23 protein-coding genes are annotated in these 23,736 nt (G+C 64.1%); 15 read left to right on the top strand and 8 right to left on the bottom strand.

The window, feature by feature from the left end; translation table 11 throughout:
- Positions 1-893, top strand: an 893-nt coding sequence (locus GR158_RS22620; RefSeq protein WP_160872685.1) for a porin, incomplete at its 5' end; no start/stop codon positions are given.
- Positions 894-991: 98 nt separating this feature from the next.
- On the opposite strand, the gene GR158_RS22615 is transcribed toward GR158_RS22620, so the two are convergent.
- Complete coding sequence (locus tag GR158_RS22615; RefSeq protein ID WP_160872684.1) at positions 992-1,867, bottom strand: alpha/beta fold hydrolase; 876 nt, start codon at positions 1,865-1,867, stop codon at positions 992-994.
- A 93-nt stretch (positions 1,868-1,960) separates the two neighbouring features.
- The gene (locus GR158_RS22610) at positions 1,961-4,030 is read right to left on the bottom strand and encodes a lytic transglycosylase domain-containing protein (RefSeq protein ID WP_160872683.1); all 2,070 of its coding nucleotides are present in this window, start codon (positions 4,028-4,030) and stop codon (positions 1,961-1,963) included.
- A gap of 314 nt (positions 4,031-4,344) precedes the next feature.
- Here GR158_RS22610 and dapA point away from each other — a divergent pair, with 314 nt between their 5' ends.
- Positions 4,345-5,229: a 4-hydroxy-tetrahydrodipicolinate synthase gene (dapA, locus tag GR158_RS22605; RefSeq protein WP_134649769.1), complete on the top strand. Its 885-nt coding sequence runs from the start codon at positions 4,345-4,347 to the stop codon at positions 5,227-5,229.
- 1 nt (position 5,230) lies between these two features.
- Positions 5,231-5,710: an SsrA-binding protein SmpB gene (gene smpB, locus GR158_RS22600; protein WP_134649770.1), complete on the top strand. Its 480-nt coding sequence runs from the start codon at positions 5,231-5,233 to the stop codon at positions 5,708-5,710.
- Positions 5,711-5,729: 19 nt separating this feature from the next.
- Here smpB and GR158_RS22595 read toward each other — a convergent pair whose 3' ends face one another.
- Positions 5,730-6,113: a hypothetical protein gene (locus GR158_RS22595; protein ID WP_160872682.1), complete on the bottom strand. Its 384-nt coding sequence runs from the start codon at positions 6,111-6,113 to the stop codon at positions 5,730-5,732.
- Positions 6,114-6,303: 190 nt separating this feature from the next.
- On the bottom strand, positions 6,304-6,879 hold the full coding sequence (locus GR158_RS22590; protein WP_134649772.1) for an NYN domain-containing protein: 576 nt from the start codon (positions 6,877-6,879) through the stop codon (positions 6,304-6,306).
- A 404-nt stretch (positions 6,880-7,283) separates the two neighbouring features.
- Here GR158_RS22590 and rpoZ point away from each other — a divergent pair, with 404 nt between their 5' ends.
- The 8 genes from rpoZ (at position 7,284) to era (ending at position 14,020) form a co-directional block, all read left to right on the top strand.
- Positions 7,284-7,685: a DNA-directed RNA polymerase subunit omega gene (rpoZ, locus tag GR158_RS22585; RefSeq protein ID WP_134649773.1), complete on the top strand. Its 402-nt coding sequence runs from the start codon at positions 7,284-7,286 to the stop codon at positions 7,683-7,685.
- 116 nt (positions 7,686-7,801) lie between these two features.
- Entirely contained in the window at positions 7,802-10,030 is a 2,229-nt protein-coding gene (locus GR158_RS22580; protein ID WP_134649774.1) for a bifunctional (p)ppGpp synthetase/guanosine-3',5'-bis(diphosphate) 3'-pyrophosphohydrolase, read from the top strand.
- A 168-nt stretch (positions 10,031-10,198) separates the two neighbouring features.
- Positions 10,199-10,351 carry a DUF3563 family protein gene (locus tag GR158_RS22575; RefSeq protein ID WP_134649775.1) on the top strand — a complete coding sequence of 51 codons (153 nt, stop codon included), beginning with the start codon at positions 10,199-10,201 and terminating at the stop codon, positions 10,349-10,351.
- A 103-nt stretch (positions 10,352-10,454) separates the two neighbouring features.
- The gene (locus GR158_RS22570; protein WP_160872681.1) at positions 10,455-11,042 is read left to right on the top strand and encodes a DUF2062 domain-containing protein; all 588 of its coding nucleotides are present in this window, start codon (positions 10,455-10,457) and stop codon (positions 11,040-11,042) included.
- Entirely contained in the window at positions 11,039-11,452 is a 414-nt protein-coding gene (acpS, locus tag GR158_RS22565; protein WP_160872680.1) for a holo-ACP synthase, read from the top strand. Before GR158_RS22570 ends, acpS begins: the two co-directional genes overlap by 4 nt.
- 90 nt (positions 11,453-11,542) lie before the next feature.
- Positions 11,543-12,286 carry a signal peptidase I gene (gene lepB, locus GR158_RS22560; protein ID WP_134649928.1) on the top strand — a complete coding sequence of 248 codons (744 nt, stop codon included), beginning with the start codon at positions 11,543-11,545 and terminating at the stop codon, positions 12,284-12,286.
- Complete coding sequence (gene rnc / locus GR158_RS22555) at positions 12,283-12,996, top strand: ribonuclease III (RefSeq protein ID WP_134649778.1); 714 nt, start codon at positions 12,283-12,285, stop codon at positions 12,994-12,996. Before lepB ends, rnc begins: the two co-directional genes overlap by 4 nt.
- Before the next feature lie 79 nt (positions 12,997-13,075).
- On the top strand, positions 13,076-14,020 hold the full coding sequence (era, locus tag GR158_RS22550) for a GTPase Era (protein WP_134649779.1): 945 nt from the start codon (positions 13,076-13,078) through the stop codon (positions 14,018-14,020).
- Between the two features lie 18 nt (positions 14,021-14,038).
- Here era and GR158_RS25670 read toward each other — a convergent pair whose 3' ends face one another.
- Positions 14,039-16,402 carry a bifunctional diguanylate cyclase/phosphodiesterase gene (locus GR158_RS25670; protein ID WP_160872678.1) on the bottom strand — a complete coding sequence of 788 codons (2,364 nt, stop codon included), beginning with the start codon at positions 16,400-16,402 and terminating at the stop codon, positions 14,039-14,041.
- Complete coding sequence (locus GR158_RS22540; RefSeq protein WP_134649781.1) at positions 16,389-17,438, bottom strand: spermidine/putrescine ABC transporter substrate-binding protein; 1,050 nt, start codon at positions 17,436-17,438, stop codon at positions 16,389-16,391. The genes GR158_RS25670 and GR158_RS22540 overlap by 14 nt, the downstream gene beginning before the upstream one ends.
- Before the next feature lie 220 nt (positions 17,439-17,658).
- Here GR158_RS22540 and GR158_RS22535 point away from each other — a divergent pair, with 220 nt between their 5' ends.
- The gene (locus GR158_RS22535) at positions 17,659-19,968 is read left to right on the top strand and encodes a Tex family protein (RefSeq protein WP_160872677.1); all 2,310 of its coding nucleotides are present in this window, start codon (positions 17,659-17,661) and stop codon (positions 19,966-19,968) included.
- Positions 19,969-20,105: 137 nt separating this feature from the next.
- Positions 20,106-20,999 carry a BKC/GPC family carbapenem-hydrolyzing class A beta-lactamase gene (gene bla / locus GR158_RS22530; protein WP_160872676.1) on the top strand — a complete coding sequence of 298 codons (894 nt, stop codon included), beginning with the start codon at positions 20,106-20,108 and terminating at the stop codon, positions 20,997-20,999.
- Positions 21,000-21,029: 30 nt separating this feature from the next.
- Here the strand turns inward: bla and GR158_RS22525 are convergent, their stop codons facing one another.
- A complete protein-coding gene (locus tag GR158_RS22525; protein WP_160872675.1) occupies positions 21,030-21,353 on the bottom strand; it encodes a helix-turn-helix transcriptional regulator in 324 nt (107 codons plus the stop codon).
- Positions 21,354-21,423: 70 nt separating this feature from the next.
- Here GR158_RS22525 and GR158_RS22520 point away from each other — a divergent pair, with 70 nt between their 5' ends.
- Positions 21,424-21,912 carry an SRPBCC domain-containing protein gene (locus GR158_RS22520; protein ID WP_134649785.1) on the top strand — a complete coding sequence of 163 codons (489 nt, stop codon included), beginning with the start codon at positions 21,424-21,426 and terminating at the stop codon, positions 21,910-21,912.
- Between the two features lie 76 nt (positions 21,913-21,988).
- Here GR158_RS22520 and GR158_RS22515 read toward each other — a convergent pair whose 3' ends face one another.
- Complete coding sequence (locus GR158_RS22515; RefSeq protein ID WP_160872674.1) at positions 21,989-22,699, bottom strand: L,D-transpeptidase; 711 nt, start codon at positions 22,697-22,699, stop codon at positions 21,989-21,991.
- Positions 22,700-22,903: 204 nt separating this feature from the next.
- On the opposite strand from GR158_RS22515, the gene recO reads away from it, so the two are divergent.
- Positions 22,904-23,668 (top strand): DNA repair protein RecO, encoded by a 765-nt coding sequence (gene recO / locus GR158_RS22510; RefSeq protein WP_134649787.1) that lies wholly within the window; start codon positions 22,904-22,906, stop codon positions 23,666-23,668.
- The last annotated feature ends 68 nt before the right edge of the window (positions 23,669-23,736 follow it).

Raw genomic sequence — 23,736 nt, 5'->3', positions numbered from 1 at the left:
TCTTCTACATCCCGGGCACCGAAACCTGCCTCAAGGTCGGCGGTTACGTCCGTTTCCAGACCGACTTCGGTCGTGACGCATTCGGCGCTTCGGACTGGAACAGCTTTACCCGCGCTCGTGTAACCTTCGACGCCAAGTCGGACACGGAACTCGGCACGCTCACGAGCTTCATCGCTCTGCAGGTCGAAGCTGGCAACGAAGACGGCCCGATCCCGGGTGCTTCTTCCGGCGCTTCTGGCGATCTCTACATTGACGAAGCCTACATCGAACTCGGCGGCTTCCGCGTCGGTACCTTCCTGAACTGGTGGGATAACGACCTGATCGGCGAAACCGAAACGGCCTCCTACAAGACCCGCTTCACCTCGGTTCGTTACGTATACGACGGCGGCACCTTCCGCGCCGGCCTCAGCGTCGACGAAATCCCGAACTACTATGACGTACTCGCTGGCGTTGGTAATACTCACAACGACTTCGGCGTTTCCGGTATGGTTGCCGCAACGCTCGGTGGCGTGAACTTCGAACTGCTCGGTGCATACGACAACGCCGCTGAAGAAGGCGCAGTCCGCGCTTGGCTGTCGGCTGAAGTCGGTCCGGGCACGCTCGAAATCATGGGTCTGTATGCCAGCGGCTACAACGTCTACTACAACGCCTCTGAATGGAGCGTTGCTGCAGACTACTCGTTCAAGGCAACTGAAAAGCTGACGATCACCCCCGGTGCCCAGTACTTCGGTGACTACCTGCTCGTCGACGGCAACGACGCATGGCGCGTTGGCCTGACGGTTGACTACGCTATCGTTGACAACCTCAACCTCAAGGCGACCGTCAACTACACGGATCCGGACAACAGCGACGACTTCGTCTCTGGCTTCCTCCGTCTGCAGCGCAACTTCTAATCTGAAGTTGAGCTAGGAATAGACCCGCAGCCTCTCTGAGGCTGCGGGTTTTCGTTTTTGCGGTCTTAAGCCGTATAGCGTTTCATGATCGCGGCACGTTAGTGCCCGTCGAGAAATCCCTTTACCCGTTCGAACAAATCCGGATGATGCAAAAGCGGCGCGTGGCCCTGGCCTTTCGCAATCGTGGTTTCGACATTCGGCCCCTGCGCCTTCATCCGCGCCAACGTCTTCTCTGAAAACAGTTTGGAATACTCGCCGCGCACAACGAGCAGAGGCTTTTGGGCGAGCAGGGCATATTGCGGCCAGAGCGTCGGCAGGGGCTGGGTGAAATCCATTGTGAGCAAGGGTGCTACCAGGGCCGGGTCGTGGTCTGAGACCAGCCTGCCATTCTCCTCGACATAGATGGCGTCTGCCATATCCAGCCAGTCCTGCCGGGTGAGGGCCGGGAAGGTCGGGCCGTGAACGGCTTCAAGATGGTCGGTCGCCGCTTCGGTATCGTCAAACACGGCCCGGCGTGCGAGGTAATCACGGATGTCCCGAAGACCCTCCGCCTCGATCTCCGGGCCGATGTCGTTGAGAACGGCCGCTGCGATCCGATCGGGCTGCAATGCCGCCATGACATGCAGAATCAACCCGCCCCGCGAGGTCCCGACGAAGGTGGCCTGGGCGATGCCGAGCGCGTCGCAGACGGCCAGCACATCGGCGCATTCCGCGCCGACATTATAATGTGTGGGGTCCGGGTCGCGGCTCGAGCGGCCCCGGCCGCGATAATCGATGGAGACCACGCGTCTTGGAGAGGCCGCATCCTCGCAAAGGCGGGAGGCGAACGGATGAAAGTCACGGCTGTTGCGGCTGAGCCCCGGCAGGCAGACGACGGGAAGCCGGGCGGCAGCGTCTGACACCGGCGCATAATCCCGCACATGGAGTTGCAATCCGTCCGTTGCGGTGATGAAGCGGCTGATAAAGTTTGCCATGCTGCGCCCTCGTGTCCGATGGCGAGAGCTTAGGGCAAAAGAGCGGCTGTTGCGTAGCGCTTTCGCATGGGAATTATGTGCCGCGGCGCGCCGTTAACGCCCCGCGACGAGGTCGTGTTCGATATCGGCCTTCTGGCCAAGCCGCGTCTTGTAGACCTGGTAGTTCTCCATCACGCGCTGCACATAGCCACGCGTTTCCGAGAAGGGAATGCGCTCGATCCAGTCCACCACCTCGTCGATCGGCTTGCCGCGCGGGTCGCCATAGCGGGCGATCCACTGCGGTACGCGGCGCGGACCGGCATTGTAGGCGATGAAGGTCAGCACGTAGGAGCCGCCGAAATCATTGATCTGTTCACCGAGATAATGCGCGCCGAGCGTGGCATTGTAGGCGGCGTCCGTCGTCAATCGCTCCTTGGAATAGGCGAGGCCGTAGCGTTTCGCGACGCCCTGGGCGGTCGCCGGCATCAATTGCAGCAGGCCTTGCGCATTGGCGGGCGAGACGGCCGCCGGGTTGAAGGCGCTTTCCTGGCGCGCGATGGCATAGGCCAGCGCCTTGCCCGAGCCGGAAATGTTGGCGCCGTCGGGAATGACACCCACCGGGAAGGCCAGTGCCGCCACATCGATGCCGCGGCCGAAGGCGATCTTGCCGATCTGGAGTGAAAGCTGGTGGTTGCCGCCTTTTTCCGCCTGCGCGGCCAGCAGCGCCAGTTCGCCGGGGCTCATCAGTTCGGCAGCCAGTGCGCGGTAGAGGCTGTCGCCGCGCCAGCCGTGGCCGGCGGCCTGGAGCCGGGCGATGGCCTGAACCGCCTCACGCCCGTGGAAACGCGCGCGCTCCTCCGCCGTCGGCTTCGGATAGGCGACGTTCAGGGCCTTGCGGCCGAGCCGTGCCGCGGCAAGCTGGCCGTAGAATGTGCCGGGAAAGGCCGCGGCCTTCGCGAAATAATCCTTGGCGTCGCCCGTGCCGCCCTTTTCCGCCGCACGGCCGAGCCAATACCAGGCGCGGGAAACGGACAGCGGACGATCGGAGGCTTGCAGGATGCGCTGGAAATGCTTGTGCGCGGTCTTCGCATCGCCGAGATCGCGTAGCGCATACCAGCCGGCATGGAATTCCGCCTCGACGATATCGGTGGGATCGTCCGCGCCATGATGGGCGGCAACCCGGTAGGCATCGCGATAATCGCCGAGATCGGCAAGGCCGCGGCTGACGATGCGCTGCTCGTTCCACCAGGCGCCCGGATTGACGAGCCGTGCGGGGTCTTCCGGCATGGCGGAGAACAGCTTGCCGGCGGCGCGGTATTCCTCGTTGTTGCGCAGGTTGCGGATGCGCAGGTAGGTATAGGCGGGATTGTTCTGCCAGCGGGCGTCCACGGCCTTAATCAGGGCGGCCGTATTCTTGCTCTTGCGGATGACGGCGGCCCAGGCGCGGTAAAGCGACTGCGCCTGGCCGAGATCGCCGAAACGCTGGGCCTGGTCGGCGCGGTCCCGGTAGAGCAGCATCTCCATGCGCGCACGGTGGTCCGCGATGGTGAGAAGCGAGCCGAATTCACCGAGAACCTGCGTTTCGAGATCCGTGTTCATCGCCTCCTTGTGCCAGAAGGTGCGCAGCACGTCCGTGGCACGGGCCGTATCGCCCGTCGCGATGAGGGCGCGTGCAAGCACCATGGCGCCTTCCGCCGTTTCGGGGCGGGTGGTGCCGAAGGCGGCGAGCACATCTGATGTCGGCGGGTTTTCGCGGGCGAGCGCCCGTTCGGAATGGCCGCGCAGCGCCTTCAGCCCGGGCCAGCCCTTCAGCTCGCGCTGCGCCTCGGCGATCTCCCAGGATGGCACGCCGCGCTGGCCGGAGACGGCGATGGCCCATGTCAGGATATGGCGGTCGAGGCTGTCTTTCGGAAGGCGATCGCGCGCGACCATCGCGGCCGCCGCATCCCGGTTGGAGAGCGCGTCCAGCCCGGCCTTGAGCGCGGGGTTCACCTGCGGCAGGGCATCGCCGCGCGGAATGGCGTTGGTGATGATGTCCTTCGACGGCATCTCGGCCGCGAAACCGAGCGGTTTGATCGTGGGCGTCGCGACACTTTCCGCTTCCACAGGGGAGGGGCGAAGGGAAAGACCGGCCACGCCGGCCAGCAGCAGCGCGCAAAGGGCAAGATTGCGTTTTGAGATCATCTCACGTCCCGGATGCCTGGCAGGCGACGATGCTCATATTGCGCCTGATCCTCGACAATCATTAACCCTTTGTTGTCTTAACGAATGCTTAACCGCCCCGGTCACCAAGCCGTGAAGGCCCATGCTTCACACGACGGGCCGAACGACGCGGATATTCGCGTCGTTGCGGCACTTTCGCCTTGATCGCGCACGAAAAACGCCTCTCACGCCGCTTGCCGCATGACTGTCACATGACTATTGTGCGTTCGTTTTTAACCACGGAATACGGCCAAAGCATGTAAGCCCTCGGGCGGCTCTGGTCCTAGGAGTTCTCGATGTTCAAGGGATCCATTCCCGCTCTCGTCACCCCCTTCACCGATGCCGGTGCCGTCGATGAGGCCGCATTCGCCGCCCATGTCGAATGGCAGATCGGTGAGGGCAGCCACGGCCTCGTCCCCGTCGGCACCACGGGCGAATCGCCGACGCTGTCGCATGACGAGCACAAACGGGTGGTTGAACTCTGCATCGAGGTTGCCAAGGGCCGCGTTCCCGTCATCGCCGGCGCGGGCTCGAACAACACCAAGGAAGCGATCGATCTGGCCCGCCATGCCGAGAAGGCAGGCGCGGATGCGATCCTCGTCGTCACGCCTTATTATAACAGGCCGACGCAGAAGGGCCTGTTCGCGCATTTTTCCGCCATTGCGGAAAGCGTGGCGCTGCCGATCGTGATCTACAACATTCCCGGCCGTTCGGTCGTGGACATGACGCCGGATACGATGGGCGCGCTGCACAAGGCGCATCCCTCGATCATCGGCGTCAAGGATGCCACCGGCAAGATCGAGCGTGTCTCCGAGCAGCGCATCGCCTGCGGCAAGGATTTCGTCCAGCTCTCGGGCGAGGACGCAAGCGCGCTCGGCTTCAACGCGCATGGCGGCGTCGGCTGTATCTCGGTCACGGCCAATGTGGCGCCGCGCCTGTGTGCGGAGTTCCAGGAGGCGACGCTTTCGGGCGATTACGCCAAGGCGCTCGGCTATCAGGACAAGCTGATGCCGCTGCACAAGGCGATCTTCATGGAGCCGGGCGTCTGTGGCGCGAAATACGGCCTGCATCGCATCCGCGGCGGCAACCGCGCCGTCCGCTCGCCCCTTCTTCCCAGCCTGGAGCCGGCAACGGAGGCCGCTATCGATGCGGCCCTTCGCCATGCCGGTCTGTTGAACTGACATGGCAACCAAGGCACGTCCGACAACGATCAAGAAGATTGTCGCGGAGAACCGCAAGGCCCGCTACAACTACGAGATCGTGGATACCTACGAGGCCGGCCTCGTGCTGACCGGCACGGAGGTCAAATCCCTGCGCGAGGGCAAGGCGAATATCGCCGAGTCCTACGCGTCGGACGAGGGTGGCGAGATCTGGCTGATCAATTCCTACCTGCCGGAATACCTGCAGGCGAACCGCTTCAACCACGAGACCCGCCGCCGCCGCAAGCTGCTGCTGTCGAAGCGGGAAATCCATCGCCTGCGCTCCGCGATCAACCGCGAGGGCATGACGCTGGTGCCGCTGAAGGTCTATTTCAACGACAGCGGCCGCGCGAAGCTCGAGCTGGCGCTTGCCAAGGGCAAGAAGCTGCACGACAAGCGCGAGAGCGAGAAGGAACGCGACTGGAACCGCCAGAAGGGCCGCCTGCTGCGCGATCGCGGCTGACGGCCTCGCGCTTCCTGCGTCAGAACTGGCTGTAGAGCCGTGCGATCATCGACTGGTTGACGGTGCGCGGCGACGTCTCTCCATCGTCGGCGGTGCGCGCCGTAAGGAAAGACGACATCAAGGCGTTGAGGTCTGCGCTCTGGATGGCAAGCGGGGCGGGCGTATGACGCGCGGTGTCGGCGCTCGCACTGCGCTCGACCGTATCGGCCGATGCCGCCGAAACGCTTGGAAGGCCGTTCGCCGCGTAAAGAAAGCCGGTGTCATCCACGGTCTCGGACGGCTGTGCGACGGCGGGTGCCGGAGCGATGGGACGGGTCTCGCCGGCCGGTGCGGCCGGACGCAGCGCCAGCGCCTGGGTTGCCGCCCGGTAGCTATTGCCAGAAAGCGATACTGCGTCGACCATGACGGGATATTCCAATGCGGGACGTGTTGACCGCATTTTGATAGCAGCAGAACGTTGCGGAATGCTAATGGAGTTCCGCGCTATTCTCCTCGATGTTTAACGAACCGTTGAAAGGCCCGGTTGCAGCATCGGCACGCGTCGCAAACCGGTCACTTCCGGTCCCTTCGCGCGAACGGCTCTTTCACAAATATCAGTCGGCGGCCGTGTCGGTCACTTCCGCCGGGCGGGCGGGACGTTCGGAGGGATCGCGGCCGATTTCGGCCTTCAGCGTGCCCAGATCGATGAAGTAATCCGCCTGCCGGCGCAGGTCGTCGGCGATCATCGGCGGCTGGGTCTGCATGGTGGAGACGACGGAGACCTTGCGGCCGCGGCGCTGGAGCGCTTCGACCAGCGTCGTGAAATCGCCATCGCCGGAGAAGATGACGAGGTGGTCGACCGTTTCGGACTGCTCCATCGCGTCGATGGCCAGTTCGATGTCCATGTTGCCCTTGATCTTGCGGCGGCCGAGCGAGTCGGTGAATTCCTTGGCCGGCTTGGTAACGACCTTGTAGCCGTTGTAGTCGAGCCAGTCTATCAGCGGGCGGATGGAGGAATATTCCTGGTCCTCGATCAGTGCCGTGTAGTAATAGGCGCGCAAGAGATAGCCGCGTTTCTGGAATGCTTTCAGTAGTTTCCGATAATCGATGTCGAACCCGAGTGTTCTGGAAGCGGCATAGAGATTGGCGCCGTCGATGAAGAGTGCGATTTTCTCGCGCGGGTCGAACATTTCAAAAATTCCCTTAAATAGAGCCCGGAAGATGCGTAAGCCACGCCGGCCCGGCGTGCATGGCTGCGTTTTCCGGTGGCATTATGCATATTTCATGTATTTGTCATTTAGGGCAGCTTGGTGACATTTCCAACCAAACACGGGTTGCGGGGCATTTTTTCGAGAAGCACGGAGCCCGTGCATTTCACAATAGGCAAATTGGGAAGTATTTACCGGCCGTTATCCTGGCCGTTCATTGTGCCGTGCCCCAATTTTTCCGAGGTCTGGAACCTCAACCGGGAATTACAAGCGGCCGTTAAGGGGGCCGCGAAAGGGGATGCCGGCAAGGAAAAACTTGAATTTGCCGTCCTTTGCCTGTATCGGGCATGCAAACTCCTGAAATTCTCGATCACAAAGGACAGGCAATGGCCCGTGTCACCGTTGAAGATTGCATTGACAAGGTAGACAACCGCTTCGAGCTGGTTCTCCTGGCAAGCCATCGCGCCCGCCTCATCTCGCAGGGTGCGGCCATCACCATCGATCGCGACAACGACAAGAACCCCGTCGTGGCGCTGCGCGAGATCGCCGACGAGACCCTGTCGCCCGACGATCTCAAGGAAGACCTGATCCACTCGCTGCAGAAGCATGTGGAAGTCGATGAGCCCGAGCCCGATCCGGCAAGCCTGCTGGCCGACGATGCCACGACGGCGACCGCCGACGAGGACGACGACCAGCCCGAGACGATCGCCTTCGACCGCATGTCGGAAGAAGAGCTGCTCGCCGGCATCGAAGGCCTCGTTCCGCCGGAAAAAAGCGACGATTACTGATTTCGGTAGCCATTCCGAAACCTTTATTATTGTGAATACCGGTGCGCCCCTTCTAAGCTTGGGGCGCACTTTTTGTTTGCCCCGCCTGAACGAGCCGGGGAGGGAGCCCACCGAGAATGATGCGTCAATATGAACTCGTGGAGCGGGTTCAGAAATACAAGCCCGATGCCAACGAGGCGCTGCTCAACAAGGCCTATGTCTACGCCATGCAGAAGCACGGCCAGCAGAAGCGTGCGAGCGGCGATCCCTACATCTCGCATCCTCTCGAAGTCGCCGCCATCCTCACGGATATGCGGCTCGACGAATCGACCATCGCCGTCGCCCTCCTGCACGATACGATCGAGGACACCAGCGCGACGCGCGCGGAAATCGACGAACTGTTCGGCGAGGATATCGGCGCCCTCGTCGAGGGCCTGACCAAGATCAAGAAGCTCGACCTCGTTTCCAAGAAGGCCAAGCAGGCGGAAAACCTGCGCAAGCTCCTGCTCGCCATCTCAGACGATGTGCGCGTGCTGCTCGTCAAGCTCGCCGACCGCCTGCACAACATGCGCACGCTCGAGCACATGTCGCCGGAAAAGCGCGCCCGCATCTCCGAGGAGACGATGGACATCTATGCGCCGCTCGCCGGCCGCATGGGTATGCAGGATATGCGCGAGGAGCTGGAAGACCTTTCCTTCCGGCATATCAATCCGGAAGCCTACGAGACCGTCTCGCGCAAGCTGGAGGAGCTGTCGCAGCGCAACGAGGGGCTGATCCGCAAGATCGAGGAGGAGCTGCGCGAACTGCTCGTCGTCAACGGCCTGCCGGATGCCCTCGTCAAGGGCCGCCAGAAGAAGCCCTATTCGGTCTTCCGCAAGATGCAGTCGAAGTCGCTCTCCTTCGAGCAACTGTCCGACGTCTACGCCTTCCGCATCCTCGTCGGCGACATTCCCGCCTGCTACGCGGCGCTCGGCATCGTGCACACGCGCTGGCGCGTCGTGCCGGGCCGCTTCAAGGACTATATCTCGACGCCCAAGCAGAACGACTACCAGTCGATTCACACCACGATCGTCGGGCCGTCGCGCCAGCGCATCGAGCTGCAGATCCGCACCAAGCGCATGCACGAGATCGCCGAATACGGTATCGCCGCACACTCGCTCTACAAGGACAAGGAGCCGGTCAACGAGGAGGCCGCGCGCTCGCCGCGCTCCAATGCCTATGCCCTGCTGCGCCGGACCATCGAGGCGCTTGCCGAAGGCGACAACCCGGAGGAGTTCCTTGAACACACCAAGCTGGAACTGTTCCAGGACCAGGTGTTCACCTTCACGCCCAAGGGCCAGCTGATCACGCTGCCGCGCGGCGCGACACCCATCGATTTCGCCTATGCGGTGCACACCAATATCGGCGATACCTGCGTCGGCGCCAAGATCAACGGCCGCATCATGCCGCTCGTCACCCGCCTCAATAATGGCGACGAGGTGGAGATCATCCGCTCCGGCATCCAGGTCCCGCCGCCCGCCTGGGAGGAGATCGTCGTGACCGGCAAGGCGCGCGCGGCCATCCGCCGCGCCACGCGCGCCGCCATTCGCAAGCAATATTCCGGCCTTGGCTACCGCATCCTGGAGCGCACCTTCGATCGCGCCGGCAAGACCTTTTCACGCGACGGCCTGAAGCCCGTGCTGCACCGGCTCGGCCAGAAGGACGTGGAAGACGCCATCGCCTCGGTGGGGCGCGGCGAACTCTCCTCGCTCGACGTGCTGCGCGCCGTCTTCCCGGATTATCAGGACGAGCGCGTCACCGTGAAGCCCAGCACGGACGAGGGCTGGTTCAACATGCGCAGCGCCGCCGGCATGGTCTTCAAGCTGCCCGGCAAGACGAAGGCGGCGCTGGAAGACGGCGAAGGCGAAACGGGCCCCGAGGCCCTGCCGATCCGCGGTCTGTCCGGCAATGCCGAGGTGCATTTCTCCGCCGGCGGCGCCGTTCCCGGCGACCGCATCGTCGGCATCATGGAGAAGGACAAGGGCATCACCATCTATCCGATCCAGTCGCCGGCCCTGCAGAAGTTCGACGACGAGCCGGAGCGCTGGATCGACGTGCGCTGGGATCTCGACGAGGCCAACAACACCCGCTTCATGGCGCGCATCATGATCAACGCGCTGAACGAGCCGGGCACGCTGGCCGAGGTCACGCAGGTCATCGCCACCAGCGACATCAACATCCGCTCGATGTCCATGGCGAGGGTGGCGGCCGATTTCACCGAGGTGCATATCGACCTCGAGGTCTGGGACCTGCGGCAGCTCAACCAGCTAATGGGACAGCTGAAGGAGTTGCAGTGCGTTTCGACCATCAGCCGTGTGTTTGAGTAGGGGCTATAACGCAATTTTCAGCATTTTGCCTTGAATAAGGCATGATTGCCCAAGTTTTGACCAGTCGATATGCGCCATTCGCATGGCTGCGTTGGTATACTCGCGCTGGTGCCGAAGGGGTGTTCGACTTATCTTCTGTCTCGGGAGGTCAACCGAAAGAGGTTTACCATGCTGAAGCAGTTCAGAAACATCGCCCGCGCCCTGCGCGTTCCGTCGACCGAAGAGCGCGAAAGTGCTTATCTCAACGGCGCCATCGACCGGATCGACCTGGAATACCGCCAGCGTCAGATCGACCGCGGCCTTTTCCGCAAGTCCTACTAAGGTCTGCAGCCATGCGGCGCACCCCGTGCGCCGCGGCGGCCCATGCCGTGGCGCCGTCAGGGCGCCATTGAAATGCCACCAACGGATCGGCTATGTCTGAGCAATGTTGTTCAGACGCCGAAAAAAGGCCTCGCGGGCCGAACGCTTGCGCGAATTTCTCTGGCCGCGCAAGGGCCTGACGCGGCCGGCGCGCTATCTCGCGAAGCGCATCATCCGCCTGTCGGCGTCTCCGCACGCGGTCGCCGCAGGTGTCGCGGCCGGTGTCTTCTCCGCCTTCACGCCGCTGCTCGGGTTTCACGTCATCCTGGCGCTGGTTCTGGCCTATCTCATGGCCGGCAATCTGCTTGCCGCTGCCCTTGCCACCACCGTCGCCAATCCCCTGACCATTCCGCTGATCGCGCTTGCCACCTTCCGGGCGGGCGAAACGCTGCTCGGCATCCAGGCCGCGGAGGCCATCACCACGCATGACCTGCTGCACAGGCTGGAGCATCTTCAGTTTTCCGAGCTCTGGCAGCCGGTGCTGAAACCCATGCTGGCCGGCGCCGGTGTTCTCGGGCTGCTCGCGGCCGTCATCGCCTATGGCGTGACGCGCCTTGCCGTCCAGTCCTTCAAGGCCCGCCGCCGCGCGCGACTGGCGCTGCGCGCAGGGCTTGCGCCCACAGCCCTCTCATCCGGAGACCTGTCCTCATGATCATCGGCATCGGCAGCGACCTCATCGACATCCGTCGGGTGGAGAAGTCGCTGGAGCGTTTTGGCGCGCGCTTCACCGAGCGCTGCTTCACGCAGATCGAGCAGGCCAAGTCCGACGGGCGCAAGAACCGCGCGGCCTCCTATGCCAAGCGCTTCGCCGCCAAGGAGGCCTGTTCCAAGGCGCTCGGCACGGGTCTGGCGCAGGGTGTCTTCTGGAAGGACATGGGCGTCATAAATCTGCCCGGAGGCAAGCCGACCATGCATCTCACCGGCGGCGCGCTCGAAAGGTTGAAGTGGATGCTGCCGGCCGGTCACGAGGCGCGGATCCACCTCACCATCACCGACGACTTTCCGCTGGCGCAGGCTTTCGTGATCATCGAGGCGCTGCCCGCCGGGACGCCGGCCTTGTGAGGTTCCGCGTCTTTTTGACCGATGTGATTTCCAACGGACAACCTTTCCTCTATAGAGGGCTTCATGTTAGCAAATAAGGACAAGTCGGGCGTGGCAGAGAAGACTGAGAAGGCCGAAGGCGGCCTGTGGGAAAACGTCAAGGTCATCATCCAGGCGCTGCTGCTCGCCGTCGTGATCCGCACCGTGCTTTTCCAGCCCTTCACCATTCCGTCCGGCTCGATGATGCCGACGCTGCTGGTCGGCGACTACCTGTTCGTCAACAAGTTCTCCTACGGCTATTCGAAATATTCGCTGCCCTTCTCGCCGAACCTGTTCTCGGGCCGCATCTTCGCGAGCGAGCCCAAGCGCGGCGACATCGTCGTGTTCCGCTTCCCGCCGAACCCCGATATCGACTACATCAAGCGTCTCGTCGGCCTGCCGGGCGACCGCGTGCAGGTGCGCGACAGCATTCTCTACATCAACGACAAGCCCGTCGAGCGCCAGCAGGACGGCTTCTTCCGCGCCGATGACCAGTACGATACCGGCGAGAACATCCCGATGTTCCGCGAGACGCTCGATACGGGCGTCTCCTACGACACGCTGGACACCCGTCCGGGCACCGTCGGCGACAACACGCGCGAGTTCATCGTGCCCGAAGGCCATTATTTCATGATGGGCGACAACCGCGACAACTCCGCCGACAGCCGTTTCGACGTCGGTTTCGTGCCCGCCGAGAACCTCATCGGCCGCGCCAGCCTGATCTTCTTCTCGCTGGGCCACGACACGTCCTTCAGCGAAATCTGGAAATGGCCGGCGAACCTGCGTTGGGACCGCCTCTTCAAGGTCGTTGAATGAAGGGCGCCATTCCGTTGAACGACGTCAACCGCAAGGCCCTCGAAGAGCTGATCGGCTACGTCTTCACCGACAAGGATCGCCTCGACCGGGCGATCACGCATGCAAGTGCGCGGCCCGGCAAGGGCAGCAACTACGAGCGGCTGGAGTTTCTCGGCGACCGCGTTCTCGGCCTGTGCGTGGCCGAGATGCTGTTTCGCACCTTCCGCGATGCCAAGGAGGGGGAGCTCTCCGTTCGCCTCAACCAGCTCGTCAGCGCGGAAAGCTGTGCGGCTGTTTCGGATGATCTCGGTCTCCACCGCTTCATCCGCACCGGCGCCGACGTCAAGAAGCTCACCGGCAAGGCCATGTTGAACGTCAGGGCCGATGTGGTGGAATCGCTGATCGCAGCCATCTATCTCGATGGCGGGCTGGAGGCCGCGCGCGGCTTCATCCTCGCCAACTGGGAGGGCAGGGCGGCGCGGGCCGAGGGCGCGCGGCGCGACGCCAAGACGGAATTGCAGGAATGGGCGCACGCGCGGTTCGGCCTCACACCGAATTACCGGGTGGACGAGCGCTCCGGACCGGATCATGATCCCCGCTTCACCGTGACGGTCGAGGTCAAGGGCGTGGCGCCGGAAACCGGCATCGATCGCTCGAAACGGGCCGCCGAGCAGGCGGCCGCGACGAAGATACTGGAACGCGAAGGCGTCTGGCCCAAGGCCGGTGCCTGACCGCATTTCCACCTTTTGAAATTGCATGGAAACAGGAACGTGGGGCCTTCCGCCGGAAGGACCCGGATTGACGGATATCATGACGGAAGAAACCAACACCCCCGCCGAGACCGGCGCCGCAGCCGAGGGCGCGACCCGCTCGGGCTTCGTCGCCCTGATCGGCGCCACCAATGCCGGCAAGTCGACGCTGGTGAACCGGCTCGTCGGCGCCAAGGTGTCGATCGTCAGCCACAAGGTGCAGACGACGCGCGCCATCGTGCGCGGCATCGCGATCCACAACAACGCGCAGATCGTCTTCATGGACACGCCCGGCATCTTCAAGCCGCGCCGCCGGCTCGACCGCGCCATGGTGACGACCGCCTGGGGCGGCGCCAAGGATGCCGACTTCATCATGTTCCTGATCGACAGCGAGCGCGGCCTGAAGGGTGACGCCGAGACGATCCTGGAAGGCCTGAAGGAAGTCCACCAGCCGAAGATCCTCGTGCTGAACAAGGTCGATCGCGTCAAGCCGGAAGACCTGCTGAAGCTGACGGCAGCCGTGAACGAGGTCGTGAAGTTCGAGCGCACCTTCATGATCTCCGCGCTCAACGGCTCGGGCTGCGAGGATGTGATGGACTATCTTGCGGCCGCGCTGCCGGAGGGTCCCTGGTACTATCCGGAAGACCAGATTTCCGATCTGCCCATGCGCCAGCTCGCCGCCGAGATCACGCGCGAGAAGCTGTTCCTGCGTCTCCACCAGGAGCTTCCCTATTCCTCCCATGTCGAGACGGAAAAGTGGGAAGAGCGCAAGGACGGCTCGGTGCGCATCGAGCAGGTCATCTATGTCGAGCGCGACAGCCAGAAGAAGATCGCGCTCGGCAAGAACGGCGATGCCATCAAGGCCATCTCCACGGCGTCCCGCAAGGAGCTCTCGGAAATCCTGGAGCAGCCCGTGCACCTCTTCCTCTTCGTGAAGGTGCGCGAGAACTGGGGTGACGATCCGGCCCGCTTTCGCGAAATGGGCCTCGACTTCCCGACATCCTGATCCGTCGGCTCGTCCGTCTCAGCCCTGTGCGCGGCGTTCCGCCGACCGCATCGTCTCGCGCGCGGTGTCCAGGAGGCGCTGCATGGCCCAGACACCGAGGTCGTCGAGCGGCAGCGGACGGCTGATGAGGTAGCCCTGGTAGAGATCGCAGCCCGCCGCGGCGAGCAGCGACATCTTCTCCGGCGTATCGACCCCTTCGGCAATGACCGACATGTCCTGCGCGTGGCAGAGTGCGATCAGAGCGCGCAAGGTGGGGAGCGCTGCCGACCGGGTCAGGCTCTCCACCAGCTCCCGGTCGAGCTTGATGGTCTCGGCCGGGTATTCGATGATCTGCTGGACGGACGTATAGCCCGCGCCGAAATCGTCGATCGAGATGCGGAAGCCCTTGGCGCGCAGGATCTCGATGTTGCGGCGCGACTGCTCGCCCAGCTTGACCGCGAAGGTCTCCGTCAGCTCGATCTCGATCAGCCGCGCATCCACGCCATGCCTGTCGGCGCAATCGCAGAAGTGATCGCTGATCGACTTGGTGTAGAGTTCGGCGGACGAGATGTTGATGCACAGGATCGTCTCTGCGCCGAAGAGCTTCCTGACATGGCCGTAATCGGCCATCGCGCGGTTGATCACCCACCAGTCGATCTTGCTGAAAAGGCCCGTCGTTTCCGCGATGGGAATGAATTCGTCCGGCGTGACGTTGCCAAGCACCGGCGAGGTCCAGCGCAGCAGCGCCTCGCAGCCCGTGACCTTGCCCTGGCCGTTGACGATGGGCATGTAGACGAGATGGAACTGCTCGTCGGCATTGAGGATGCGCAGCTCCTCCTCGATGCGGCGGCGGCGGTTGCGCTTTTCGTGCAGGGAGCGGGAATAGCGTGCCGAGCCGTTCTTGCCCTGCGACTTGGCCTGGTACATGGCCGCGTCCGCATTGGCGATGAGTTCGGGCAGCGTGCGCGCGTCCTCGGGATAGACGGCGATGCCGATGCTGGCGGTGACCGGATAGGCCTTGTCCAGCACTTCGAAACCTTCGGCGAACAGTGCCAGGATATCGCCGGACAATTCGGTGATCGTGCCGGCGCCGGGCTGGCAACGCAGCATGATGGCGAATTCGTCGCCCGAGAGGCGGGCGAACAGCCCCGCCGGCAGCTGGCGCTCGACGACGATGCGCGCGACGATGTCCGAGATGCGGTCGGCGAGCGTCTTGAGCAGCTCGTCGCCGATCTTGTGGCCATGCTTGTCGTTGACGAATTTGAAGTTGTCGACGTCGATGAACAAAAGCGTGCAGCCGATGCCGGCTTCCGCCGCCTCTTCGAGCAATTGCGTCGAGCGGATGTTGAAATATTCGCGGTTGGAGATGCCGGTCAGCGTATCCGTCCAGGAGGCGTTCTGCACGAGGTCGAAGGAGTGCATGGACTGGTCGTGCAGGCGCTTGACGTTGACGGAGAGGCGGCCGATTTCGCCGATCTCGTCCATGTCGGGCAGGGCGCTGCGGTTGCCGGTCATGACTTCGGTTAGCTGGCGGTCGAGGCGGGCGATCGGGTTGGTGATGTAGCGGCGCACGAGCACCAGCACGAGAACGATGGTGCACAGGCTGAGCGCGATGGCGCCGAGCGCCAGCAGCATCCTGAGCGTCGAAAGCCGCTCTTCGAGGAAGCCCGGCTCCGGCGTCAGGCGTGCGAAGAGCGACGGGCCGAGCGTGGCGGTCGCCGAAAGCCCGCCCTGCGCGAGGAACTGATGCCGGGCGATCTCGACCGTCGCGCCATATTCCTTCTCGAGCGCCCGCTTCAATTCGAGAAACGCCTTCGGCCGCACCGCCGTCTGCACCAGGATCGATTCGGCCTTGGCGCTGGCGACCGGGCGATTGAAGGTCACGGGGTCGATGAATTCGGAATGCACGATGAGCGGTTCGATGCCCGGCGTGTCGAGATAGGTCCACGAGGAGAGCCGCGGGCTGTCGATGGTCCGGCGGATATGCTCGAGCTGCTGTGGGGTGATCTCGGCGAAGGGATCGTCGCTGTCCTCGAAATAGTAGTCCACCGTCAGCGGCGGGCGGATGATGGCGGCCGAAATGAAGCGCTTGCGATCCTCGGAGAGCGAGGTGATGCTCTGCTGCAGCCGCACACCGAGCGCCATGCGGCGGTAATCGGCATTCGGCTCGTTGACGAAGAGGCGCACCGCACCGCCTTCGACGAGCGAATAGAGGAAGCTGCGGTTCTGCATCACGTCGTTCTGGAAGACGGCGGTCAGCATGCCGATCTGCTGCCACAGGCGCGCACGCTCCAGCCCGGCAATGGACGAGCTCTGCACATAGTAGATGAGGGAGGCCGCAAGCACATAGCCGGCGAGAACGACGGGAAAGATGAGGGCGAGGGCGCGTTTACCGAGCGTCACTGAATTGAGCCAGACTGCTGAGGATGCGACGGCGGGCCTGTACCGATTGAACGGTCAGTTCCTCCTGAAGCTGGCTCTTAGCCAGGATTTCCGGGGCCGCATAGATTTCGGGATTGGATTGCATGTCTTCCGGCAGCAGCGCCATCGCCGCCTTGTTTGCCGTGGGCATGTTGAGCTTGATGGCATTGCGCGCGCTGTTTTGCGCGTTGCCGATGTAATCGACCAGTTTCAGCGCCAGCGCCTTTTCCTTCGAACGCTCGCTGACCGAGATGCAGTCGAGCCAGGACAGCGTGCCTTCCTCCGGCACGGCATAGCGCCACAGATGCGGTTTGCCCACCTTGCCGTTGAGGGTGAACTGGTCGCCGCTATAGCCGAGCGCCATCCAGATGTTCGGCCCCTTGTCCGGGCTCTGCACCGAGGTGATGGCGTAGTCGTAGGTCAGCACATAGGGGGCCTGCTCCTTCATCATGTCGTAGGCGGCCTTGAGCGTCTCGTTGTCGTTGGCGTTCACCGATTTCCCGAGCAGCACGAGCGGCGCGACGAAGGCTTCGGCATGATCGTCGTACATCGCGATATGGCCGCGCAGGCTTTCCGCGGGCTTCATGATGTCGGCCCAGGAGGTCGGCGGCGTCGTGATCTTGTCGGATCGGTAGAGGATGCCCATCGTCCCCCACAGATAGGGAACGCCGTAGCCGCCGCAGCGCTTGGTCCAGCTCTCCTCGTAGTCCTTCAGCGCCGGCACGTTGCCGGTGTCGAGTGCCGTCAGGATGCCACGCTTGCCGTAGAGCTTCGCGCCGTTCTCGTTGGTCACCACCACGTCGATATTGCTGTTGGGGTCGGCAAGGATCTCGTCGCGCACGTCGCCGCTGTCATACAGCGTCTGGCGAACCTCGGCGCCGGTTTCGGCGGTGAAGTCGGCGAGTATCTGTTCGTCGATATAGGCTTCCCAGATCAGCAGGCTGAGCGTCGTCGCATGTGCAGGCCCTGCAACGGCGAGGGCCGCTATTGAGACTGTTGCGAAAAATGCGCTGCGCATGACGATGGCCCTGTTGCCGTTCCACAGCGCACGATACCGGCGGAAGGCTTTATGAAGCGTTACAACCCCAAGGTCGGAAAGCGTGGTCGCCTCACTTTTCCGTGCTTGCCGAAGCGTCGCGATATATTGTGGACGGCCCGCCCGCCGGCTCCCTTGCGGTTGGCCTTGCGCCCTCGGCAAACTATGGTCGCCGCCCGCCGTCATCCCACAGGAGTTCGTCATGGCCCCGACCCCGCTCAAGATCGCGAACCTGATCGCCACGGAGATCAAGGCGACCGCCGCGCAGGTGACTGCGGCCGTCGAACTGATCGACGAGGGCGCGACGGTTCCCTTCATTGCCCGTTACCGCAAGGAAGTGACCGGCGGGCTCGATGATACCCAGCTGCGCACGCTCGCCGAACGGCTCGCCTACCTGCGCGAACTGGAAGCCCGCCGCGCCTCCATCCTCGATTCCATCGCAGGGCAGGGCAAGCTGACAGACGAGTTGTCCGCCCGCATCGCCGCCGTCACCACCAAGGCCGAGCTTGAGGATATCTATCTTCCCTACAAGCCGAAGCGCCGCACCAAGGCGGAAATCGCCCGCGAACGCGGCCTTGGCCCGCTCGCCGAGCATATTCTCGCCGACCGCGCGCTGATACCGGCGGAGCTCGCGGCAAAATTCGTCTCCGCCGACGTGCCCGATGTGAAGACGGCGCTGGAAGGCGCGCGCGACATCGTCGCCGAGCAACTCACGGAAAATGCCGACCTTCTCAAGCGCCTGCGCAACTATATGAAGGACAACGCCTTCCTGCGCTCGCGCGTGGTCGAGGGCAAGCAGGAGGCCGGCGCGAAATTCTCCGACTATTTCGACCACACCGAACGCTGGGCGACCGTGCCCGGCCATCGCGCGCTCGCCATGCTGCGCGGCTGGAACGAGGAGTTCCTGTCGGTCGATATCGTCGTGGACCAGGACAGCACCGAGCCGGTCAAGCCGGTCGAGCGCATCATCGCCTCCTTCTATGCCGTCGGCTCCAGGCCCGGCGACAAGTGGCTGGCCGACGTCATCGGCTGGACGTGGCGCGTCAAGCTGTCCATGTCGCTGTCGCTTGACCTGATGCGCGAGATGCGCGAGCGTTCGGAGGAAGAAGCGATCCGCGTCTTCGCCCGCAATCTCAGGGATCTGCTGCTTGCGGCGCCCGCCGGAACGCGCGCCACGATGGGCCTCGATCCGGGCATCCGCACCGGCGTCAAGGTCGCCGTGGTCGACAACACCGGCAAGGTGGTCGAGACGACGACGGTCTATCCCTTTCCGCCGAAAAACGATGTGCGCGGCACACAGACCGAACTGGCCGCGCTCATCCGAAAGCACAAGGTGGAGCTGATCTCGATCGGCAACGGCACGGGCAGCCGCGAGACGGAAAAGCTCGTCGCCGACCTGCTCGCCCAGCTTCCGGCGCCCAAGCCCACCAAGGTCATCGTCTCGGAGGCCGGTGCCTCGGTCTATTCCGCGTCGGAAACGGCGGCCGCCGAGTTCCCGAACCTCGACGTGTCGCTGCGCGGCGCCGTCTCGATTGCGCGCCGCCTGCAGGACCCGCTCGCCGAACTCGTCAAGATCGAGCCGAAGTCGATCGGCGTCGGCCAGTACCAGCACGATGTCGACCAGGGCAAGCTGTCCCGCTCGCTCGATGCCGTGGTCGAGGATGCCGTGAACGCCGTCGGTGTCGACCTCAACACGGCGTCTGCGCCGCTTCTCGCGCGTGTTTCGGGCCTGGGGAAATCTTCCGCCGAAGCCATCGTGGCGCATCGCGATGCCAACGGCCCCTTCGAAAGCCGCAAGGAGCTGATGAAGGTCGCGCGTCTTGGTGCCCGCACCTTCGAGCAGTGCGCCGGCTTCCTGCGCATCCCGAACGGCAAGGAGCCGCTCGATGCCTCGTCGGTCCATCCCGAAGCCTATGGCGTCGCCAAGAAGATCGTCGCCGCCTGCGGCCGCGACCTGCGGGCGCTGATGGGCGACAGCGCGGCTTTGAAGCAGCTCGATCCGAAGCTGTTCGTCGATGAGCGCTTCGGCCTGCCCACCGTCAAGGACATCCTCGCCGAGCTGGAAAAGCCCGGCCGCGATCCGCGTCCGGAATTCAAGACCGCGACCTTTGCCGACGGCATCGACGACATCAAGGACCTCAAGCCCGGCATGCTGCTGGAAGGCACCGTGACGAACGTCGCCGCCTTCGGCGCCTTCGTCGATATCGGCGTGCACCAGGACGGCCTCGTGCACGTCTCCCAACTCGCCGACCGCTTCGTCAAGGATCCGCACGAGGTGGTGAAGGCCGGCGATGTCGTGAAGGTGCGGGTGACGGAAGTGGACGTGCCGCGCAAGCGCATCGGCCTCACCATGCGCAAGGACGGGGCGGCCGCTGCGCCGCGCGACAACACCCCGCGCAACGACCGCAACACCCAGACGAAGCCGAAGTTCAGCCAGGCCGCGCCCAAGCAGCAGGCCCCGGCGCAGGGGGCCTTCGGCGCCGCACTCGCCGAGGCGATGAAGAAGAAATAGCCTTAGTTTTCCTAATGGCTGCCGGCAGAAATCGTCGTTTGTTTTGACCTCGCCCCTTGCGCATAGTCGCGGCATGGGCGGGCTCAAACGGGCCGGGCGCGCAGCGTTCGGTGCCCGGCAGACAGGACAAATGGACGATGACGATGACGATTTCACGCCGGCAGGCGATGGCCGGCGCTCTCCTTGCGATTCCCGCCGTTGCGGCAATGACGCGCTCCGCCGAGGCCGCCGGCGACGGCGCGCTCGGCAAGCGGCTCGCCGAACTGGAGGCCCGCCACAAGGGCCGCATCGGCGTTGCCATACATAATCTCGCAACGGGCGCCCGGCTCGGCCATCGCGCCGACGAGCGGTTCCTGATGTGCAGCACCTTCAAGGCGCTGCTGGCGGCGCATATCCTCGCGCGCGTCGACCGCGGGGAGGAAGCGCTCGACCGGCGCATCGTCGTCAAGACAACGGACCTCGTCGACTGGTCGCCGGTGGTGGAAAAGCATGTCGGCGACGCGGGCATCTCGGTTGCCGCACTGTGTGAGGCGACGATCACGCTCAGCGACAACGCCGCCGCGAACCTGCTGCTTGCCGCGTCGGGTGGTCCGGAAGCCGTCACAGCCTTCCTGCGCGGGTTCGGTGACACGGTGACGCGCCTCGACCGCACGGAGCCGACGCTGAACTATCACGACAGCCCGGCCGACGAGCGCGACACCACGACGCCGGCGGCCATGACAGACACCCTGCACAGGCTCGTTCTCGGCGACGTGCTTTCGCCGCAGGCCAAGGCACAGCTTGCCGCCTGGCTGGTGATGAACAAGACGGGCGATACGCGGCTGCGCGCCGGCTTCCCGGCGAACTGGATGACCGGCGACAAGACCGGAACGAACGGCGACAAGGCCGGCAACGCCAACGATGTCGCCATCGCCTGGTCGCCGGACCGCGGCGCGATCGTGGTGACCGCCTTCGTGGAGATGCCCGGCATCTCCGGCGACGACCGCAACGCCATCATCGCCGAGATCGGCCGCGTCGCGGTCGAGGTCTGATTTTGCGGGGCGCCGCCGAAAGGCGGCGCCTCAGCCCTTCAGTTCGTCTTTCAGCGCCGACAGCACGTTCATGGCATGGCCGGCATACCGGCTGATCCAGCGGTCATGGATGGCCTGGATCGGCAGGGCGTTGAGGTGGTTCCAGCGCTCGCGGCCCTCTCTGCGCGGAATGACCAGGTCCGCCTCTTCCAGCACCTTCAGGTGCTGCATCACCGTACAGCGGTCCATGTCCGGAAATTTCTCGCACAGCGCGCGCGTCGTCAGCGGTGCGAGCTTGATCGCGTCCAGCATCTGCCGCCGCTTGCCGTTGGCAAGCGCCTTGAAAACGGCGTCCTCTATCGATTCGGTTGACATGTTATATTTTTATAACCTATTTTGACCGGGTACAAGACAGGGAGGGCGGGTACGCCCCAAGGAGGACGGCATGACGCTGGAATTTCGTGTGAACGGGCGGATCGGCAAGCCGGTTGCCGAGGTTTTCGACGCGGTGGTCAATCCGAAAAAGCTGAGCGGCTACTTCACGACGGTCGGCGGCGCCAGCGCGCCGCTGGTCGAGGGTACGACCGTCACCTGGTGGGGCATGGCGCCCGTCATCGTCGACAAGGTGGAGGAAAACGCCCTCATCGTCTTTCGCTGGGATGCGATGGTCGATGAGGGGGAGGCGCCCTACAAGACTCGCGTCGAGATGCGCTTCAAGCCGCTCGACGACGGCGGCACCATGGTGACCATCGCCGAGACCGGCTGGCGCGAGAACGAGCGCGGCCAGAAGTCGTCCTACATGAATTGCGAAGGCTGGTCGCAGATGCTCGCCTGCATGAAGGCCTATGTCGAATACGGCATCAATCTGCGCGAAGGCTACTATCCCAGCGAAATGAAGGGGGTGGTCACCGCAGAACAGCAGGATTTCACGTAAGGGGCCATGATGCGCGCTGGATCATGAACCCCGCCGGCATCGTGCATATGGTGCGCGAGCCCGAGCCTGGTGAGGCTCAGATCGCGGCCGGCGGCACCAGGCCGTCGGAGGCGGCCATCGGGCCGGGCTCTTCGACCGGCGTATGGTGTTGCAGCACCACGACGCGGCTGCCCGTGGGAACACGGCCATAGAGGTCGATGATGTCCTGGTTGAACAGCCGGATGCAGCCGCTGGAGACCGCCTTGCCGATCGACCACGGCTCGGATGTGCCGTGGATGCGGAAGAGCGTGTCCTTGCCGTCCTTGTAGAGATAGAGCGCGCGGGGCCCGAGCGGATTGGTGAGGCCCGGCTCCATGCCGCCCGCCCATTTCAGGTTGCGCTCGGGTTCGCGCGCGATCATGTTCTGGGTGGGCGTCCAGCGCGGCCATTCCGCCTTGCGGCCGATGCGCGCCGCGCCCTCGAATTCCAGCCCCGCCTTGCCGACGCCGATGCCGTAGCGCATCGCCATGCCGTCGCCCTGCACGAGATAGAGGAAGCGCTCCTGCGTATCGACCACGATTGTGCCGGGCGGCTCCATCGTCTGGTAGGCCACCTGCTGGCGGAAGTATTTCGGATTGACCTTGCTGATGTCCATCGCCGGCAGCGGGAAGCGCTCGTCGGGATGCGGCCCGTACATCGCCACATGCATCGGATCAGGCCCCTTCTGCCTCACCTCCATCACGGTCGTGGCGCAGCCGGCGAGCGTCGAGGCGAGAACAAAGAGGGCGATGGAGCGAAGCAAACGCATGAAAACGGCACCTGTCATGTCAGTGAAATCAGGCTTTGCAGCCTTCGGGCGGTCTTTCGGGGGCAAAGCGGGCGAGGGCAGGGCGAGAAGAAAGCGAAACTGTGGCAAGGGCTTGGGTGTGGCCTCCACGCCACGCGGCGTTCCGCCGCACGCGGACCACCCGCCCGCCTTGCAGGCGCGGGGCCGAAGGCGTAAGGCTTGGCCATGCAGTGGAGTGATGAGGCCATCGTTCTGGGCGTTCGGCGCCATGGCGAAACGTCCGTTATCGTCGAGGTGATGACGCGTGGCCGCGGCCGGCATCTCGGCATGGTGCGCGGCGGCCGCTCGCGGACCATGCAGCCGGTGCTCCAGCCGGGAAATTCCGTCGATGTCACCTGGCGCGCGCGGCTCGATGAGCATCTCGGCGAATTCCGCATCGAGCCGGTGGAACTGCGCGCGGCCCGGCTGATGGAAACGGCGACCGCCGTCTACGGCGTGCAGGCCATGGCCGCACTCCTGCGCTTCCTGCCGGAGCGCGATCCGCATCCCCATCTCTACGAGGCGCTGACCGTCATCCTCGATCACCTGCACGAGCCCTCTGCCGCGGGCGAGCTTCTCATCCGCTTTGAGCTCGCCGTCCTCAACGATCTCGGCTTCGGCCTCGATCTCCTGGAATGCGCCGCCACCGGCTCGCGCGAGGACCTCTGCTACGTCTCGCCCAAATCGGGCCGCGCGGTGTCGCGTGCCGCCGGCGGGCCCTGGGCGGACAGGATGCTGGCGCTGCCGGCGTTCCTGGGTGATGAAAGCCGCCACGCCGCCGATGCCGCGGCCCTTTCCGATGGCTTCCGGCTCACCGCCTTTTTCCTCAACCGCTACGTCTGCGAGCCCCGCGGCCTGACCCTCGCCAACGCCCGCGATGGCTTCGTGCAGGCTGCGCTGAAGGCGCTGGGGACGGCGGAAGAGATGCGTGCCGGGGAAGCCGGCGCGTGACCGTTGTGCGTGGCGCTAGTCGCCCCGGCCGAAATCTCGATCCCAATCCTGTGAAGAGATCGCACGCC

It is taken from the genome of Shinella sp. AETb1-6, assembly GCF_009826875.1.
In the GTDB taxonomy this organism is placed as follows: domain Bacteria; phylum Pseudomonadota; class Alphaproteobacteria; order Rhizobiales; family Rhizobiaceae; genus Shinella; species Shinella sumterensis.
This window is presented reverse-complemented; position numbering and strand designations above follow the sequence as displayed.

Coding starts and splice junctions, on each gene's coding strand:
- GR158_RS22615 (WP_160872684.1), bottom strand. CDS start 1,867: ATGGCAAACTTTATCAGCCGCTTCATCACCGCAACGGACGGATTGCAA.
- GR158_RS22610 (WP_160872683.1), bottom strand. CDS start 4,030: ATGATCTCAAAACGCAATCTTGCCCTTTGCGCGCTGCTGCTGGCCGGC.
- dapA (WP_134649769.1), top strand. CDS start 4,345: ATGTTCAAGGGATCCATTCCCGCTCTCGTCACCCCCTTCACCGATGCC.
- smpB (WP_134649770.1), top strand. CDS start 5,231: ATGGCAACCAAGGCACGTCCGACAACGATCAAGAAGATTGTCGCGGAG.
- GR158_RS22595 (WP_160872682.1), bottom strand. CDS start 6,113: ATGGTCGACGCAGTATCGCTTTCTGGCAATAGCTACCGGGCGGCAACC.
- GR158_RS22590 (WP_134649772.1), bottom strand. CDS start 6,879: ATGTTCGACCCGCGCGAGAAAATCGCACTCTTCATCGACGGCGCCAAT.
- rpoZ (WP_134649773.1), top strand. CDS start 7,284: ATGGCCCGTGTCACCGTTGAAGATTGCATTGACAAGGTAGACAACCGC.
- GR158_RS22580 (WP_134649774.1), top strand. CDS start 7,802: ATGATGCGTCAATATGAACTCGTGGAGCGGGTTCAGAAATACAAGCCC.
- GR158_RS22575 (WP_134649775.1), top strand. CDS start 10,199: ATGCTGAAGCAGTTCAGAAACATCGCCCGCGCCCTGCGCGTTCCGTCG.
- GR158_RS22570 (WP_160872681.1), top strand. CDS start 10,455: ATGTTGTTCAGACGCCGAAAAAAGGCCTCGCGGGCCGAACGCTTGCGC.
- acpS (WP_160872680.1), top strand. CDS start 11,039: ATGATCATCGGCATCGGCAGCGACCTCATCGACATCCGTCGGGTGGAG.
- rnc (WP_134649778.1), top strand. CDS start 12,283: ATGAAGGGCGCCATTCCGTTGAACGACGTCAACCGCAAGGCCCTCGAA.
- era (WP_134649779.1), top strand. CDS start 13,076: ATGACGGAAGAAACCAACACCCCCGCCGAGACCGGCGCCGCAGCCGAG.
- GR158_RS22540 (WP_134649781.1), bottom strand. CDS start 17,438: ATGCGCAGCGCATTTTTCGCAACAGTCTCAATAGCGGCCCTCGCCGTT.
- GR158_RS22535 (WP_160872677.1), top strand. CDS start 17,659: ATGGCCCCGACCCCGCTCAAGATCGCGAACCTGATCGCCACGGAGATC.
- bla (WP_160872676.1), top strand. CDS start 20,106: ATGACGATGACGATTTCACGCCGGCAGGCGATGGCCGGCGCTCTCCTT.
- GR158_RS22525 (WP_160872675.1), bottom strand. CDS start 21,353: ATGTCAACCGAATCGATAGAGGACGCCGTTTTCAAGGCGCTTGCCAAC.
- GR158_RS22520 (WP_134649785.1), top strand. CDS start 21,424: ATGACGCTGGAATTTCGTGTGAACGGGCGGATCGGCAAGCCGGTTGCC.
- GR158_RS22515 (WP_160872674.1), bottom strand. CDS start 22,699: ATGCGTTTGCTTCGCTCCATCGCCCTCTTTGTTCTCGCCTCGACGCTC.
- recO (WP_134649787.1), top strand. CDS start 22,904: ATGCAGTGGAGTGATGAGGCCATCGTTCTGGGCGTTCGGCGCCATGGC.